17 protein-coding genes are annotated in these 15,451 nt (G+C 72.3%); 1 reads left to right on the top strand and 16 read right to left on the bottom strand.

The annotated features are described in order from the left end of the window. Positions 1-17: 17 nt before the first annotated feature. From yjfF to J2X26_RS17710, 7 genes are all read right to left on the bottom strand, one after another. A complete protein-coding gene (gene yjfF / locus J2X26_RS17740) occupies positions 18-1,046 on the bottom strand; it encodes a galactofuranose ABC transporter, permease protein YjfF (protein ID WP_307494030.1) in 1,029 nt (342 codons plus the stop codon). Continuing rightward, positions 1,046-2,104 carry an ABC transporter permease gene (locus J2X26_RS17735; RefSeq protein ID WP_307494029.1) on the bottom strand — a complete coding sequence of 353 codons (1,059 nt, stop codon included), beginning with the start codon at positions 2,102-2,104 and terminating at the stop codon, positions 1,046-1,048. The genes yjfF and J2X26_RS17735 overlap by 1 nt, the downstream gene beginning before the upstream one ends. Beyond that, positions 2,101-3,648 (bottom strand): sugar ABC transporter ATP-binding protein, encoded by a 1,548-nt coding sequence (locus tag J2X26_RS17730; protein WP_307494028.1) that lies wholly within the window; start codon positions 3,646-3,648, stop codon positions 2,101-2,103. The genes J2X26_RS17735 and J2X26_RS17730 overlap by 4 nt, the downstream gene beginning before the upstream one ends. A gap of 118 nt (positions 3,649-3,766) precedes the next feature. Continuing rightward, positions 3,767-4,771 (bottom strand): ABC transporter substrate-binding protein, encoded by a 1,005-nt coding sequence (locus J2X26_RS17725; RefSeq protein ID WP_307494027.1) that lies wholly within the window; start codon positions 4,769-4,771, stop codon positions 3,767-3,769. A gap of 258 nt (positions 4,772-5,029) precedes the next feature. Further along, positions 5,030-5,761 carry an ABC transporter permease gene (locus tag J2X26_RS17720; RefSeq protein ID WP_307494159.1) on the bottom strand — a complete coding sequence of 244 codons (732 nt, stop codon included), beginning with the start codon at positions 5,759-5,761 and terminating at the stop codon, positions 5,030-5,032. Positions 5,762-5,808: 47 nt separating this feature from the next. After that, positions 5,809-6,567, bottom strand: a complete 759-nt coding sequence (locus J2X26_RS17715; RefSeq protein ID WP_307494026.1) for an ABC transporter ATP-binding protein — start codon at positions 6,565-6,567, stop codon at positions 5,809-5,811. 50 nt (positions 6,568-6,617) lie between these two features. After that, positions 6,618-7,412, bottom strand: a complete 795-nt coding sequence (locus J2X26_RS17710; RefSeq protein WP_307494025.1) for a maleylpyruvate isomerase family mycothiol-dependent enzyme — start codon at positions 7,410-7,412, stop codon at positions 6,618-6,620. A gap of 87 nt (positions 7,413-7,499) precedes the next feature. Between J2X26_RS17710 and J2X26_RS17705 the strand changes: the two genes are divergently transcribed. After that, entirely contained in the window at positions 7,500-7,889 is a 390-nt protein-coding gene (locus tag J2X26_RS17705) for a DoxX family protein (RefSeq protein ID WP_307494024.1), read from the top strand. A gap of 13 nt (positions 7,890-7,902) precedes the next feature. Here J2X26_RS17705 and J2X26_RS17700 read toward each other — a convergent pair whose 3' ends face one another. From J2X26_RS17700 to J2X26_RS17660, 9 genes are all read right to left on the bottom strand, one after another. After that, complete coding sequence (locus J2X26_RS17700; protein WP_307494023.1) at positions 7,903-8,541, bottom strand: TetR/AcrR family transcriptional regulator; 639 nt, start codon at positions 8,539-8,541, stop codon at positions 7,903-7,905. Between the two features lie 22 nt (positions 8,542-8,563). Further along, positions 8,564-8,785 (bottom strand): hypothetical protein, encoded by a 222-nt coding sequence (locus J2X26_RS17695; protein ID WP_307494022.1) that lies wholly within the window; start codon positions 8,783-8,785, stop codon positions 8,564-8,566. Between the two features lie 75 nt (positions 8,786-8,860). Beyond that, the gene (locus J2X26_RS17690; protein ID WP_307494021.1) at positions 8,861-9,805 is read right to left on the bottom strand and encodes a hypothetical protein; all 945 of its coding nucleotides are present in this window, start codon (positions 9,803-9,805) and stop codon (positions 8,861-8,863) included. Positions 9,806-9,893: 88 nt separating this feature from the next. After that, the gene (gene araA, locus J2X26_RS17685; RefSeq protein ID WP_307494020.1) at positions 9,894-11,396 is read right to left on the bottom strand and encodes an L-arabinose isomerase; all 1,503 of its coding nucleotides are present in this window, start codon (positions 11,394-11,396) and stop codon (positions 9,894-9,896) included. Next, the gene (locus J2X26_RS17680) at positions 11,393-12,118 is read right to left on the bottom strand and encodes an L-ribulose-5-phosphate 4-epimerase (RefSeq protein ID WP_307494019.1); all 726 of its coding nucleotides are present in this window, start codon (positions 12,116-12,118) and stop codon (positions 11,393-11,395) included. The genes araA and J2X26_RS17680 overlap by 4 nt, the downstream gene beginning before the upstream one ends. Continuing rightward, entirely contained in the window at positions 12,115-13,695 is a 1,581-nt protein-coding gene (locus tag J2X26_RS17675; protein WP_307494018.1) for a xylulokinase, read from the bottom strand. Before J2X26_RS17675 ends, J2X26_RS17680 begins: the two co-directional genes overlap by 4 nt. Before the next feature lie 120 nt (positions 13,696-13,815). After that, the gene (locus tag J2X26_RS17670) at positions 13,816-14,154 is read right to left on the bottom strand and encodes a cupin (RefSeq protein ID WP_307494017.1); all 339 of its coding nucleotides are present in this window, start codon (positions 14,152-14,154) and stop codon (positions 13,816-13,818) included. 34 nt (positions 14,155-14,188) lie between these two features. Beyond that, positions 14,189-15,010 carry a helix-turn-helix transcriptional regulator gene (locus J2X26_RS17665; protein ID WP_307494016.1) on the bottom strand — a complete coding sequence of 274 codons (822 nt, stop codon included), beginning with the start codon at positions 15,008-15,010 and terminating at the stop codon, positions 14,189-14,191. Next, positions 15,007-15,426, bottom strand: a complete 420-nt coding sequence (locus tag J2X26_RS17660; RefSeq protein WP_307494015.1) for a hypothetical protein — start codon at positions 15,424-15,426, stop codon at positions 15,007-15,009. The genes J2X26_RS17665 and J2X26_RS17660 overlap by 4 nt, the downstream gene beginning before the upstream one ends. Positions 15,427-15,451 lie beyond the last annotated feature (25 nt).

Genomic DNA, 15,451 nt, shown 5'->3' with positions numbered 1-15,451 from the left:
CCGAGCTCGCGGTCGGTCTAGCGGCGGCGGATCGCCAGGAGTCGCTGCAGGACCACGAAGATCAGCAGCAGGGCGCCGATGAAGATCTTGGTCCACCACGAGCTCAGGGTGCCCTCGAACGTGATGATCGTCTGGATCAGGCCCAGCACCAGCACGCCCAGCACCGAGCCCAGGACGAAGCCGCTGCCACCGGTCAGCAGCGTGCCACCGATGACGACCGCGGCGATGGCGTCGAGCTCCATGCCGACACCCGTCAGCGCGTAGCCGGACCGCGAGAAGATCGCGAACAGCAGGCCGCCGAGCCCTGCGCAGGTGCCGCTGATGACATAGACGAGCACCTTGGTGCGCGCCACGGGCAGGCCCATGAGCTTGGCGGACTGCTCGCTGCCGCCGATCGCGTAGACCGTGCGGCCGAAGCGCGTGTAGTGCAGGGTCACGAACGCGATGGCCACGACGGCGAGCGCGATGACGCCGCTCGGCGTGATGACCAGGCCGTCGTCGGTGCCCCAGCGCGTGCGGGCGAGCGCGACGATCGTCGGGTCGGTGATCGGGATGGACTCCGGCGCCACGATGTAGCAGAGGCCGCGCGCCAGGAACATCGCCGCCAGGGTGGCGATGAAGGGTTGTATCTCGAACACGTGCACCATCACCCCGACGACCAGGCCGATGACCGTGCCGACGAGGATGACCGCGGGGATCGCGACCGCGGCGCCGTAGCCGTGCGTGAACATCCACGCCGCGACGCAGCCCGACAGCGCGACGACGGCGCCGACGGAGAGGTCGATGCCCCCGGTGAGGATCACGAACGTCATGCCGACGGCGATCACCACGAGGAACGAGTTGTTGATGAGCACGTTGGCGATGACGCGGCCCGTGAGGAAGTTCTCGTACCGGGAGCCACCGATGGCCAGCATGGCGATCAGGACGACCACCGTGCCCAGCACGGGCACGTAGCGCTCGTCGATGCGGAACCTGCGGACGCGGGAGCCGAAGGACGGCCGCGCGTCGGTGGGCGCCTTCGAAGGGGTGAGCTGGTCGGTCGCCATCAGGCCGGGACCTCCACGGGAGCAGGGGCTGTTCCGACCGGCGCTGCTCGTCGTTTCCGCATTTTCTGCCGGACGACCGGCGACTGGAGCAGGCAGACGAGGATGACGACGAGAGCCTTGAACAGGGAGACCGCGTTCGCGGGGATGCCCAGGATGGTCACCGAGAACGTCAGCGTGGTGATCACGAGCACCCCGACCAGGGTCCCGACCAGCGAGAACTTGCCGCCGGCCAGCGAGGTGCCGCCGATGACCACCGCGAGGATGGCGTCCAGCTCGATGAACAGCCCGGCGTTGTTGGCGTCGGCCGCCATGATGTCGGAGCTGCGGATGAACCCGGCGACGCACGCGAAGAACGCGCACAGGATGTAGACGGTCCAGATGATCGTCCGGGCGCGCACGCCCGCCAGCCGCGAGGCGACGGGGTTGATGCCGACCGACTCGATGAGCACCCCGAGCGCCGTGCGACGCGTGATGAGCGCCATGGCGACGAAGAAGAACCCGGCGATGAGCGCCGCGACGGGCAGCCCCAGCCAGTAGCCGGTGGCGATCGTCTTGTACGGGGCGCTGGTCACGGTGGTGATCTGGCCACCGGTGATGAGCATCGCGATGCCTCGGCCGGCGGTCATGATCACGAGGGTCGCGATGATCGGTTGGATCCCGACCACCGCGACGAGGAACCCGTTGAACACCCCGATCATGAGGCAGACCAGGACGGCGCTGCCGATGGCGGACAGCACGACGGTGAGCGACTCCGGGTTGTCCGAGGCCGCGATCTGGGACAGGGCGACCGCCCCGGCGATCGCCATGACGGCGCCGACGGACAGGTCGATGCCGCGCGTCGCGATGACGAGCGTCATGCCCAGGGCCACGAGCAGCAGCACGCTGGAGCGCCGCACGATGTCGATCGGCCCGCCGTAGAGGTGGCCCTCCAGGACGGTGATGTTGAGGAACGTGTTCGACTTGAGCACGCAGGCCAGCAGCAGCACGGCCAGCGCGACGACGGGCCAGAACAACCGGTGCCGGGCGACGGTGCCGGCCGAGCTCATGACGGAGCTCATGACTGCCCTCCGCTCGCGATGAGGTGGACGACGTCGTCGGTGGTGACGGCGTCGGAGTTGGTGATCTCGGCGACCTTGCGACGGTCGCGCAGCACCGCGATGCGGTGCGACAGACGCAGGACCTCGTCGAGCTCGGCGGAGATGAACACGACGGCCATGCCCTGCGCGGCCAGGTCGGCGACGAGCTTCTGGATCTCGGCCTTGGCGCCGACGTCGATCCCGCGCGTGGGCTCGTCGAGCAGCAGGAGCTTCGGGGCGGTGGCGAGCCACCGTGCGAGAAGCACCTTCTGCTGGTTGCCGCCGGACAGGTTGCCGGCGATCGCCTCGGGGTTGGCCGGGCGGATGCCGAGCGCCTCGATGTAGCGGTTGACGACGTCGTCGGACTTCCGCCGCGAGATGCGACGCAGCCAGCCGCGGTCGGCCTGGAGGCCGAGCACGATGTTCTCGCGCACCGTCAGGTCCCCGACGATGCCCTCGGTCTTGCGGCTCTCCGAGGAGTACACGATGCCGCGCGCCAGGGCGTTGCGCGGGGTCCGCATCTTCGTGTGGACCCCCTCGACCCGGATCTCGCCCGAGTCCGCGTGGTCCGCGCCGTACAGCAGCCGCGCGAGCTCCGTGCGGCCGGAGCCGAGCAGACCCGCGAGCCCGACGACCTCGCCGGCGTACACGTCGAGGTCGAACGGCTCGATCGTGCCCTTGCGCCCGAGGCCGATGGCCTGCACGAACGGCTGCGTGTCGGCTCGCTCGGCGACCGACCGCTTGGGTGCCTCCTCCAGCTCCTCGAGCACGGCGAGCGCGCGGCCGATCATCTTCTGCACCAGCTCGACCCGGTCCAGGTCTGCCGTGCGGTACTCCCCCACCAGCGCGCCGTTGCGCAGGACCGTCATACGGTCGCTGATCGCGTACACCTGGTCGAGGAAGTGGGACACGAACAGGATGGCGACGCCGCGGTCGCGCAGGGCGCGCACGACGTCGAACAGGCGGGCGACCTCGTCGGCGTCGAGGCTGGACGTCGGCTCGTCGAGGATGAGCACCCGGGCGTCGACGACCATCGCGCGCGAGATCGCGACCAGCTGCTGCACGGCCAACGAGTGGGACGACAGCGACGACTTCGGGTCGATGTCGAGGTTCATGGTCCGCAGGTGCTCGCGGGCCGCGCTGCGGGTGCGCCGCCAGTCGACGACCCCGGCCCGGCGCACCTCGTGGCCGAGCATGATGTTCTCCGCGACCGACAGGTTGTCGCAGAGGTTGACCTCTTGGTAGACGGTGCTGATCCCCGCGGCCTGCGCCTGCGCGGGACCGGCGAACGTGCGCTCCTCGCCGTCGACGACGATCGACCCGGAGTCGACCGTGTACACGCCGGTGAGGGCCTTGATGAGGGTGGACTTCCCGGCACCGTTCTCGCCCATCAGGGCGTGCACCTCGCCGGGGAACAGCCGGAAGTCGACGCCGTCCAGCGCCTTGACCCCGGGGAACGTGATGGAGATCCCGGTCATCGCGACGATGGGTGCCGGGTCCTGCGTGCTGACTGCTGTGTCGGTCATCGTCGACCTTTCGTCCGCGCCGGTCTCACGGTACCGGCAGGGCGGTGCTGCCCGGGGGGACGTGGGGTCCCCCCGGGCAGCCTGTGGCGAACCAGTCGGGTCGGGTCGTGCTGCCCGGTCAGTACTCCCGGTCGGCCAGAACTGCCTGCGCGCCGGCCTGGTCGAATGCCTCGTCCTGGGTGACGATGCGGGGCTCGACGGTGCCGCCGGACTCGAGGGTCTTGATGATCTCCGCGAGGTCCGGGCCGAGCAGCGGGTTGCACTCGACGATGTAGTTGATCTCGCCGGCGGCGAGGGCGGTCATGCCGTCCTTGACGCCGTCGATCGTGACGACCTTGATGTCCTTGCCGGGCACCTTGCCGGCCGCCTTGATCGCCTCGATGGCGCCCAGGCCCATGTCGTCGTTGTGCGCGTACACGACGTCGATGTCGGGGTACGCCTGGAGGAAGCCCTCCATGACCGTCTTGCCCTCGGCGCGCGTGAAGTTGCCGGTCTCGGAGGCGATCACCGAGATGTTGTCGTTCCCGGCGATGGCGTCCTCGAACCCGGTCTTGCGGTCGATCGCCGGTGCGGAGCCCGTGGTGCCCTGCAGCTCGACGACGTTGATGGGCTCGGTGCCGAGGTTCTCGGAGACCCAGTCACCGATGCGCTTGCCCTCCTCGACGAAGTCCGACCCGATGAACGTCACGTAGAGCGACGTGTCCTCGGAGTCGACCGCGCGGTCGGTCAGGATGACCGGGATGCCGGCGTCCTTGGCCTCCTCGAGCACGCTGTCCCAGCCGGACTCGACGACCGGGGAGAACGCGATGTACTGCACGCCCTGGGCGATGTAGGACCGGATCGCCTGGATCTGGTTCTCCTGCTTCTGCTGGGCGTCCGAGAAGCTGAGGTCGAACCCGGCCTCCGCCGTGAGGGCGTCCTGGATCGACTTGGTGTTGGCGGCACGCCAGCCGCTCTCCGAGCCGACCTGGCTGAAGCCGACCGTGATCGCGCCGCCGTCGCCGCTGTCACCACCGGCGGTCTCCGCGTCGCCGGAGTCGCCGCTGCTGCACGCTGCGAGCCCGAGTGCGAGCACCGCGATACCTGCGGCGATCGTCCGGGACCTGAACATCTTGCTGACCATCTGCTTCTCCTCCTCGAGAAACGCACTCACTCGCGGGCCCGACCCACGCCGGTCGGGCCGCGTCGCGCACCCGGGGCACCGGGAGCACGCGTCCCGCTGGACCGGGGTCCAGCAGGTGGTTCGCCTGCATGTTAGCGCTCACATTCGGACCCGTGGCAGCGTTCTCAGGTTGCATTCCGGTCACGCTTCGATTCGGTCGCGGCTCTCGCTCAGCACCGTCACCCCCCGCGCGGGCACGATGTCGCCCGCCACAGGGGGTCAGGGGGTGCGGCGGCGGAGGGTGGCGGCGCCGACCACGAGGGCGCCGATGATGAAGCCGGCGATCACCGCCACGTCGCCGCGGACGTCGGTCCACGTGCCACCCGCGGCGAGGAGCTGCATGGCGTCCAGGGCGTAGGTCAGCGGCAGCACGCGGGAGATCCACTCGAGGACGGTCGGCATCTCGTCGCGCGGCATGAGCAGGCCGCAGGTGATGAGCTGGGGGAACAGGACGAGGGGCATGAGCTGCACGGCCTGGAACTCGGTCTTCGCGAGGGCCGACGCGCCGAGGCCCAGCGCGCAGCCGAGCACGGCGTCCAGCACCGCGACGAGGACCACCAGCCCGATCGGACCGGCGACGTCCATGCCGCACACCCACACGGCGAACCCGACGATGACGAGCGCCTGGACAGTGGCCAGGACGGCGAACGCGAGGGCGTAGCCGACGACGACGTCGCCGCGGCCGATCGGCAGCGTCATCAGCCGCTCGAGCGTCCCCGACGTGCGCTCCCGCAGCGTGGCGACGCTGGTGACCAGGAACATCACCATCATCGGGAACAGCCCGACCAGCAGCGGACCGAACTGGTCGAGCACCGGGGTGCCGTTGAACATCCACGCGATCAGGCCGATCAGCACGCACGGCAGCAGGACGACCAGCGCGATCGTGCGCTTGTCGTGCCGGAGCTGCGTGAGGACGCGGCGGGCGGTCGCCGCCGTGAGGGTGGCCGTCATCGTGCGCGACGGGACGTCCCGCACGGCGGTCGCGGTCAGCGTGGCACTCACGGCGTTGCTCCTCTCGCCGCAGGGTCCCGATCGGCGTCGTGGGCGGCGGCCTCGTCGACGAGGGCCAGGAACGCGGCCTCCGCGTCGGTCGTGCCGGTGCGGTCGAGCAGGTCGGCCAGCGTGCCGTCGGCCAGCACGCCTCCCCCGCGGAGCAGGATCAGGCGGTCGCACCGCGCGGCCTCGTCCATCACGTGGCTGGACACCAGGAGGCTGACGCCGGACCGGCTCAGACGGTGGAACAGCTCCCACAGGTCGCGGCGCAGCACCGGGTCGAGGCCGACGGTCGGCTCGTCGAGCACCAGCAGGTCCGGCGCTCCCAGCAGGGCGATCGCCAGCGACACCCGCGCGCGCTCCCCGCCGGACAGGGTCCCGATGGACTGGCCGGCGTGCCCGATCAGGTCGACGTCCGTGAGCGCCTGGCGGATCGCCGCCGCGTCGACCCCGAGGATCGCGGCCGCGTACCGCAGGTTCTCCGTGACCGTCAGGTCCGAGTAGACGCTGGGCGACTGGGTGACGTAGCCGATCCGCCGCCGCAGCGCCGCCGAGCCCGCGGGCAGGCCGAGGACCGTGACCGTGCCACCCTCGACGATCTGCGCTCCCACGATGGCCCGCATGAGCGTGGTCTTGCCGCTGCCGCTCGGGCCCAGGAGCCCGACGACCTGCCCGACCGGCACGGCCAGGTCGAGCGACGGGATGACGGGGATGCCACCGCGCACGACCCGCAGCCCCGCGATCTCGATCGCATTATTCCCCATGCGAGGAATTGTGCTCCCGACGGGGTCGCGACGCAAGCATCCGGACCGGGCTACTGGGTGGACTCGACGATCACCGCGCGCAACCGGTCGACGGCCGCCTCGTCCCCGTCGACCGTGAGCCCGTCCGCGCTCCCGCGCCCCCAGAGCCACAGCTCCAGGTCCCAGGCCGGACCGGCGACCGTCGCGGTGACGTCCTCGTCCTCCCCCTCCCAGGGCGCACCGCCGACGAGCTCCGCGCACTCGTCGTCGTACTCCTTGCCCGTGGTCGGGGACGTGCCGTGGAACCGGCCGAAGGCCATGACCCACTCGCGTCCGGCGTCCGTGGCGAGCAGGCGGACCCGCCGGCCGTCGGGCGTGAACGTGGCCCACGACGGCAGCCCGCTGACCATGACCCCGAGCATCTCGTCGACCCCGTCGGCCGCCAGCGCGGTCCCCGGGTCGGTGACCGGCAGCCCCGCGGTCTGCTCGGCGTCGACCCGGTGCACCAGCGCCTCGTGCGCCTGGCGGCGCAGCACCCAGCCGACGGTGCCGCCCACCGGCGACCAGGACCAGCACGGGTCGGCCGGGTCGTGCGCGGCGAGCGCGGTCAGCAGCGCCTGCGTGCGCGTGCGCAGGAACGGGACCAGCTCGTCGTCCGGCAGGCGCTCCGTGTCCTGCGCGTCGTCGGGACCCGCGGGGGCGTTCCCGACGATCTGCGACCAGAAGTCCTGCACCTCACCCAGGTGGTAGGCCAGGTCGGCCGTGCTCCAGTCCGGGCACGACGGCACCTGCGCCGTGGGCGGAGCCTCCGCGAGGGCGTCGGCCATCCGCGCCGACTCCAGGGCGATCACGCCTGCGTAGTCCATGCGCCGCACGCTACCGACCTGGACCCACACGGGCCGACACCGACCTCCCGACGTGCCCCGCCCCGGCTCCGACGCCTACGGTGACGGGTGCTCACCGAGACCCTCCGCCGGCACGGCCCGGCCCTCGCGCTCGCCGCCCTGCTCGGCACGTCGGGCGTGCTGCACCTGCGCCGGCCTGGCATCTTCCGGCCGCTCATCCCGCGCACCCTGGGCGATCCCGACCCGTGGGTGCTGGGCAGCGGCGTCGCGGAGCTCGCGTGCGCCGCGGCCCTCGTCGTGCCCCCGACGCGCCGGCTCGGCGGGTGGGCGTCGGCCGCCCTGCTGGTCGGGGTGTTCCCGGGGAACGTGACGATGGCCGTGCGGTCCCGACCAGATGCGCGCGGGTGGGCCGGGAAGCCCGTCGTCGCGTGGGGGCGGCTGCCTCTGCAGATCCCGCTCGTCGCCTGGGCGGTGGCGGTCGCCCGACGAGCGGGGTGAGCGTGGCGGAGCGCTAGAGCGGACCGGTGAGGTAGCGGTCGAGCGTGGGGCCGACGAGGGCGACGACGTCCTCGACGGGCATCGACGCCAGCGGCTCGAGCCGCAGGACGTGCCGGGCCATCAGGACCCCGGCGACCTGCGACGCGACGAGCGACACCCGCAGCTGCTGGTCCGGCGGCGGCAGCAGCTGCGCGACCCTCGAGAAGACCTGCCGGCCCACGTACCCCGCGAGCGCCTCGGCCTGCATCTCCCCGGACGTCATCCCCGCGAACGCCACGCGGAGCGCGACCCCGCCGTCCTGCCCCCAGATCCCCAGCACCGCGGTCAGCAGCCGCTCCCCGAGCCCGTCGACGCCGCCGGCCGCGATCCGTGCCACGAGGACCGCCGGGTCGACGCCGCTCGGCACGATCCCGGCGGCGAAGAGGTCGGACTTGTTCCGGAAGTAGTGCCGGACCAGACCGGGGTCCACGTCCGCACGACGCGCCACCGACCGGATGCTCGCCCCGTCGAAGCCCCGCTCGGCGAACTCGTCGCGGGCGGCCGCCAGGATGGCGCCGCGCGTGTCCTCCCCGGCGGGCCGACGACCTCGCCGCCGGGCCGTAGCGGCAGGGCCGACGCCGGTGTCGTCGTCGGTGCCGGCGTCGAGGGACATGGGCACAGCGTACGGAGCGGGCTCAGGACTCCGGGGTGGCGGTGCGCTGCGTCGGTACCTCGAGGAGCAAGGACGGGCCTCTGCTGGCGGGCCAGCGCAACGGCCGCGTCGCGACCGGGGCGGCCGCGACGGCGACGACCGCCATCGCGAGCGCGGCGGCGGCCCCCGCCAGCTCGAGGGCGATGGCGGCCAGGCCGCCGGTGATGATGACGGTCTGCACAGATCGGCGAAGGAACGGGTGCACGGCGGACTCCCTGGACGACGTGGGGACGCCCTGGACGGGCGCGGGGCGGGTCGCGCTGGTGCGCGAGGCGCCCGGTCACGCAGGGGAGTCGAGGATCTCGTCCTGGGGGGCGGGCGCCGTCGTCGGACAGGGTCCGGCCCGCGAGCTCAGCACGCGCAGCTGCGGCGGATCGACCTCGGCCGGGAGGTCCCCGTCGGCACCGGCGCGTCCGTGGGACGACCCGGCGCTGCCCGCGGGTGGCAGAAGGGCGGCCGGGCCATCAGCGGGAACGGGGTCGTCCCCTCGGCTCGGACCGCTGCGGACGTGCTCGACGCTGGGCGGCGCGACGACGACCGGCGGCAGGTCGTCGGGCTGGGGCCGGTTGCCGCCGTCGACCCCGCGGCTCCACGGCGAGGTCGGGCGCGCGGTCGCGACGACCGGCGCAGCGACGATCGGGCACGGGGTCTGCGCGACGACGGCGGCGGGGACGGGGACGGCCGGGGCCGACGTGTCAGCGGCGGCCGGCGTCATCGGGCGGTGCTCCACGGCGCGCGCTCGGGGTGAGGTGGACAGCAGCGGGGCCGGTGGCCTCAGCGCGTCGAGCGCGGGGGCCGACGAGGGCGTCAGGGTGCCGACGACTTCCGCGGCGCGGACGTCCACGACGACCGGGAGAGGTGTCGCGGGCGCGTCCACCTCGGGCGGCAGGTCCGACGGGACCTCCGGAGCCGAGAGCACCTCGGGCAGCGACTCGGCCGGTTCGAGCACCTCCGGGACCGATCCGACCGGCTCGGTCTCGTCCACGACCGGGACGGTGGCGAGCATGGTCGTCGCTACCACAGGGGCGTCCGGGTCGTCGGCGGCCGGCACAGGATCGTCGACCGGTGTGCTCGGCTCCGTCGTCGCGGCGTCGCCCTGCCCCGGCGCATCGTCGGCCGCGTGCGCGGAGGTCGAGAACCCGAGAACGGTGAGCAGCAGCCCGGCGCAGACGACGAGCAGGGCCCGGAGCAGCCACCGGGTCCCGACCACCCCCTGCTCCGTCATCGACTCGCCCTCCGTAGTCGTGCTCTTGACCGTATGCATACACGCACGGGTGAGGCAATCATCTGCGCCCCACCCGTCCGGGAACGCGTCAGAATCCCTGGGCGAGCCGGAAGTAGACCTGGTTCCAGCGCACCTGGTCACGGAAGCCGCGGCGCGTGGTGGCCTCGTCGATCACGAGCAGCTCGGTGCGGGCGATCTCGGCGAAGTCCTCGAACGCCTCGACCCCGACGGCCGTCGTGAGGACCGTGTGGTGTGCTCCCCCGGCGGTGAGCCACGCCTCGGCCGACGTGCGGAAGTCCGGGCGGGGCTCCCACACCGCGCGGGCGACGGGCAGGTGCGGCAGGTCCGCGGTGGGCGGGACGACGTCGACCACGTTGGCGGTGAGGCGGAACCGGTCGCGCATGTCGGCCAGCGAGACGACGACACCGACACCGGGGTCGGCGCTGAACACCAGGCGGACCGGGTCCTCCTTGCCGCCGATGCCCAGCGGGTGGATCTCCAGGGTCGGCTTCGACGTGGTCAGGGTCGGGCAGATCTCGAGCATGTGGGCGCCGAGGATCCGCTCCGAGCCGGGCGTCAGGTCGTAGGTGTAGTCCTCCATCAGCGACGCGCCACCGGGCAGCCCCGCGCCCATCACCTTGGCGGCGCGGACGAGGATGGCGGTCTTCCAGTCGCCCTCGGCGCCGAACCCGTAGCCGTCGGCCATGAGCCGCTGGACGGCGAGCCCGGGCAGCTGGCGCAGGTCACCGAGGTCCTCGAAGTTCGTCGTGAAGGCCTTGGCGCCCAGCGACTCGAGCAGGGTGCGCAGTGCGATCTCCTGGCGGGCGCCGTAGCGCAGGGAGTCGTGCCGGTCCCCGTCCTTGCGCAGCTCGGGGACGACGTCGTACAGCTCCTCGTACTCCGCGACCAGCGCGTCGACGTCTGCTGAAGCGACAGCGTCGACCGCAGCCACGAGGTCGTTCACGCCCCACGTGTTCACCGAGACGCCGAACCGCAGCTCGGCCTCCGTCTTGTCGCCCTCGGTCACCGCGACGTTGCGCATGTTGTCGCCGAACCGGGCGAGCTTGAGCTCGTGCGTCGCGGCCCAGCCGGCGCACGCGCGCACCCAGACGTCGATCGACGCGGTCACGGCAGGGTTCGACACGTGCCCCGCGACCGTCTTGCGCGCGGCACCCAACCGCGTCGCGATGTACCCGAACTCGCGGTCGCCGTGCGCGGCCTGGTTGAGGTTCATGAAGTCGAAGTCGATGGAGTCCCACGGCAGCTCGACGTTCGCCTGCGTGTGCAGGTGCAGCAGCGGGGTGCGCAGCGCGTCGAGGCCGGCGATCCACATCTTGGCCGGGGAGAACGTGTGCATCCACGCGATCACGCCGATGACCGAGTCGTCCGCGTTGGCCTCCAGCGCAGCGCGGCGGATCGCGTCGGAGTCGGTCAGCACGGGCTTCCAGACGACCTTCGCCGGCAGGACGTCCTGCAGCACGGCGGCGATCTCCTGCGACTGCGTCGCGACCTGCCGCAGGGTCTCCTCGCCGTACAGACCCTGGCTCCCGGTGAGGAACCAGATCTCGCGGTCGGCGTAGGGCTTGGTCATGAGTCGCTCTCCGGGGTGTTCGTGGGCTGCTGGCCGTAGACGTGCTGGTAGCGGGCGTACAGGGAGTCGATGTCGGACTGCGCGATGGGGACGGTGTCGCCCAGCTGACGGGCGATGTGCACCGTGCGCGCGACCTCCTCGACCATGACGGCGGCCTTCACGGCGGCCTTGGCGTCCTTGCCGATGGTGAACGGGCCGTGGTTGCGCATGAGGACCGCAGGACTACGGGAGTCCCGCAGGGTCTCGACGATGCCGCGGCCGATCGAGTCGTCACCGATGAGCGCGAACGGGCCGATGGGCACGTCGCCGCCGAACTCGTCGGCCATCATCGTCAGCACGCACGGCACCGGCTCGCCGCGTGCAGCCCAGGCCGTCGCGTAGGTCGAGTGCGTGTGCACGACGCCGCCGATGTGCGGCAGGTTCTTGTAGACGTACGCGTGCGCGGCGGTGTCGCTCGACGGTGCACGGGTGCCCTCGACGAGGGTGCCGTCGAGGTCGCAGACGACCATCGCCTCGGGCGTGAGCTCGTCGTAGGTGACGCCGGAGGGCTTGATGACGAGCAGGTCGTCGGGTCCGGGCTCCGATCCGACAACGATGCGCTGCGACACGTTGCCGGCGGTCCACACGACGAGGCCCCAGCGCGGGAGCTCGGCGTGCAGGGTCGCGACGACGGCGCGCGTGCGCTCGATCTCGTCGAGCACGGTCTGCGGGTAGGTGCTCACAGTGCCTCCACCGCGGCCTTCTCGATCGCCAGCCCGGCGCTGTAGCGCTCGAGGTAGGCGTCGAAGCCGCGGACGTCGTCGGCGTCCGGTTCCACCGTCGTCGCGACGGCACCGCCGAACACGCGCTCCTCCAGGTAGCCGGCCAGGTCCTGCTCCGGCGCCGCACCGAGGTACGCGGCGAGCACCGCGATGCCCCAGGCGCCACCCTCGCCCGCGGTGCTGCCCACGGTGACGGGCGCACCGACGGCCGCCGCTAGCAGCCGCTGCGCCACCCCCTCGGTCCGGAACAGGCCGCCGTGCGCGAACATCGCGTCGAGCTCGACGCCCTCGCCGCGCAGGACCCGCATGCCGAGGCTCAGGGTGCCGAACGCGCTGTAGACCTGGGTGCGCATGAAGTTGGCGAGCGTCAGCCGGCTGTCCGGGGTCCGCACGACGAGCGGGCGTCCCTCGTCGAGCCCCGTGATCGGCTCGCCCGACAGGTAGTTGTAGGCCAGCAGGCCGCCGCCGTCGGCGTCCCCACGCAGGGCCTCGCGCAGCAGCACCCCGAAGACGTCGTCGGCGCTGGCCGAGGCACCGAGCGCCGCGGCGAACTGGCCGAAGACCTCGGCCCACGCCCCGAGCTCGCTGGCGCCGTTGTTGCAGTGCACCATCGCGACGAGGTCGCCGGACGGCGTGGTGACGAGGTCGAGCTCGTGGTGCACGCTGCTCAGTGCCTTCTCCAGCACCACCATCGCGAAGATGCTGGTGCCGACGCTGACGTTGCCCGTGCGCGGTGCGACGGCGTTCGTCGCGACCATCCCCGTGCCGGCGTCGCCTTCGGGCGGGCAGAGCGGGATCCCGGCCTGGAGCGTGCCCGTGGGGTCGAGCAGTGCTGCGCCGGCCTCGGTCAGGCTGCCGGCGTCCTGGCCGGCAAGCAGGATCTCGGGGAGCAGCGTGGCCACGTCGGCACCGGGATACGCGGCGAGCATCCGCTCGTCATAGGCGTTCACCGCGGTGTCGATCGGGAACATGCCCGACGCGTCGCCGATGCCCAGCACCTTGCGACCGGTCAGCTTCCAGTGCACGTACCCGGCGAGCGTGGTGACGAACGCGATGTCGGGAACGTGCAGCTCCGCGTCGAGCTCGGCCTGGCGCAGGTGGGCGATCGACCAGCGCAGCGGGATGTTGTGGCCGAACAGCCCCGTGAGCTCCGCCGCGGCCGCGCCGGTGGTGGTGTTGCGCCAGGTACGGAACGGCACGAGCAGCTCGTCGGCGTCGTCGAACGCGAGGTAGCCGTGCATCATCGCGGAGATCCCGATGGCACCGACAGTGGTCGGCCGCACGCCGTGCTGCGCCTCGGCGTCGGCCAGCAGCGCGGCGACGGCCTCCTGCAGGCCGGACCAGACGGCGTCCAGCGAGTACGTCCAGACGCGGTCCACGAACTGGTTCTCCCAGTCGTGGCTGCCGCTGGCCAGCGGGGCGTGGTCCGGGCCGATCAGGACGGCCTTGATCCGGGTGGAGCCCAGCTCGATGCCGATCGCCGTCCGACCGGCGGCGATGGCCTCCCGGGGGTCGGCACCGTGGGGATCGACCGTCATCACGCGGACTCCGCTCCGTACGTCACAGACCGCGGCGGACGCCGGCGGCCGAGACACATGTTAGCGCTAACATCGGGTCCGCGGTCCACTTCGCGGGCGGCGGTACCGCCCGGGCCTCGATCACCCGTGCGAGGACCGGCCCACCCCGGTGAGCGTCGTGAGCAGGAAGACCGAGTCCTCGACCGCGTGCACCGAGTGCCGCTCGTGCGTGAGCACCCACAGGTGCCCCGCGCTGGCCTCGACATCACCGGCCGGCGACTCGACGCGCACGCGACCACGCCAGACCTGGAGCGTCGCCGCGTTCGGCGAGTTGTGCTCCCCGAGGCTCGACCCGGCGGTCAGGGCGATCACCGTCTGACGCAGCTCGCCGTCGTGCGCCACGACCCCCGCCGACCGGCCGTGCGGGTCCGTCCGGGCAGCGTCGAGGTGCTGGTCGGCGAGCTCGGCGATGTCGATCATCGGACCTCCAGAGGGCGTCGGCAGTGCCCCGAGCCTAGGACTCGCGAGTGCGGCTCAGCACCGCCTCGACCAGCGTGGGGTCCACCGACGCCGCGAGCCGGGTGAGCGCTCGCGCGGTCTCGGCGTCCGCCGGGTAGAACGACTCGATCACGAGCTCGGCCACGGTGATGTCGAGGGGCGTGCCGAACGTCGCCACCGTCGTGAGGAAGGTGAGCGACTCCCCGCCGACCGTGAGCCCCATCGGGATGGCCACCCCGTCGGTGGCACCGGACACGGCCTCGCCGCCGGGATACGCGCTGAGCTCCTCGAGCAGCTGGGCGAGCCCGCGGTCCCCCGTCGCCGCGACCTGCCTCCGGACGCGGTCGAGCGCGTGCGCCCGCCACTCGGCCAGGTTCGCGATGTGGGGTGCCATGCCGCGGGGGTGCATCGCGACCCGCAGCACGTTCACCGGCGGTTCGAGCAGGGCCGGATCCACGTCGCCGAGCAGCACGGCGACCGCGGCGTTGGCCTCCACCAGGTTCCAGGAGCGGTCGACGACGAGCGCCGGGTTGGGGCCGTGCCCGTCGAGCACCACGCGCAGGGCGGCACGGACGGCGGCCATCGACGGGTCGTCCAGCGGGGTGCCGCGGTACTCGGGCGCGAACCCGGCGGCGATGAGCAGGTGGTTCCGTTCCCGCAGCGGCACGTCGAGGTGCGCGCTCAGCCGGAGCACCAGGTCGCGGCTCGGGCTGGACCGACCCGTCTCGACGAAGCTCAGGTGCCGCGTCGAGACCCCCGTCTGCGACGACAGCTCGAGCTGGCTCAGCCGCCGCCGCACCCGCCACTGCCGCAGCAGCGCACCCGATCCCTGTGTCATGGTGCCGACGAGTCTGGCAGCCGGGCGAGCCCGCGTGCCTCCGCGACGGCGAACCCGGCGACAACCACCGCCTGCCCGATCACGTAGACCACCCCGAACGGTGTCGCCGGGAGCATCGCGAGCAGGACGGCGCTGGCCGCCACCCAGGCCCAGTTGGCGACGACGAGCGCGCCGACCGCTCGCCGGGGCAGCGGACGCGCGCGGCTCGCCCACGCCAGGGCGACGACGTAGCCGACGAGCGCCAGCCCGACCCCGCGGAGCACCGGGGTGGGGAGGCCCGTGAGCCGCGCGTAGAGCTCGGTCGCGGCGAGCAGCGCGATGGCGGCGACGAGGCCGACGAGCGCATCCGCGGCCAGGACGCGGCGCAGGGTCCGCTCGCTCGTCGGTGCGGCGGTCAGGGCTGGGGACGTGGTCATGGTGCTCCTCCGAGCTGGTGGCGGT

Origin of the sequence: Cellulomonas humilata, assembly GCF_030814415.1 — a bacterium.
GTDB classification, from domain to species: domain Bacteria; phylum Actinomycetota; class Actinomycetes; order Actinomycetales; family Cellulomonadaceae; genus Cellulomonas; species Cellulomonas humilata_A.
This window is presented reverse-complemented; position numbering and strand designations above follow the sequence as displayed.

Bases quoted from the DNA above. Each gene is read 5' to 3' on its own strand.
- J2X26_RS17660 (WP_307494015.1), bottom strand. From the start codon at position 15,426: ATGACCACGTCCCCAGCCCTGACCGCCGCACCGACGAGCGAGCGGACC.
- J2X26_RS17670 (WP_307494017.1), bottom strand. From the start codon at position 14,154: ATGATCGACATCGCCGAGCTCGCCGACCAGCACCTCGACGCTGCCCGG.
- J2X26_RS17725 (WP_307494027.1), bottom strand. From the start codon at position 4,771: ATGGTCAGCAAGATGTTCAGGTCCCGGACGATCGCCGCAGGTATCGCG.
- yjfF (WP_307494030.1), bottom strand. From the start codon at position 1,046: ATGGCGACCGACCAGCTCACCCCTTCGAAGGCGCCCACCGACGCGCGG.
- J2X26_RS17735 (WP_307494029.1), bottom strand. From the start codon at position 2,104: ATGAGCTCCGTCATGAGCTCGGCCGGCACCGTCGCCCGGCACCGGTTG.
- J2X26_RS17715 (WP_307494026.1), bottom strand. From the start codon at position 6,567: ATGGGGAATAATGCGATCGAGATCGCGGGGCTGCGGGTCGTGCGCGGT.
- J2X26_RS17675 (WP_307494018.1), bottom strand. From the start codon at position 13,695: ATGACGGTCGATCCCCACGGTGCCGACCCCCGGGAGGCCATCGCCGCC.
- J2X26_RS17730 (WP_307494028.1), bottom strand. From the start codon at position 3,648: ATGACCGACACAGCAGTCAGCACGCAGGACCCGGCACCCATCGTCGCG.
- J2X26_RS17710 (WP_307494025.1), bottom strand. From the start codon at position 7,412: ATGGACTACGCAGGCGTGATCGCCCTGGAGTCGGCGCGGATGGCCGAC.
- J2X26_RS17690 (WP_307494021.1), bottom strand. From the start codon at position 9,805: ATGACGGAGCAGGGGGTGGTCGGGACCCGGTGGCTGCTCCGGGCCCTG.
- araA (WP_307494020.1), bottom strand. From the start codon at position 11,396: ATGACCAAGCCCTACGCCGACCGCGAGATCTGGTTCCTCACCGGGAGC.
- J2X26_RS17720 (WP_307494159.1), bottom strand. From the start codon at position 5,761: ATGACGGCCACCCTCACGGCGGCGACCGCCCGCCGCGTCCTCACGCAG.
- J2X26_RS17700 (WP_307494023.1), bottom strand. From the start codon at position 8,541: ATGTCCCTCGACGCCGGCACCGACGACGACACCGGCGTCGGCCCTGCC.
- J2X26_RS17665 (WP_307494016.1), bottom strand. From the start codon at position 15,010: ATGACACAGGGATCGGGTGCGCTGCTGCGGCAGTGGCGGGTGCGGCGG.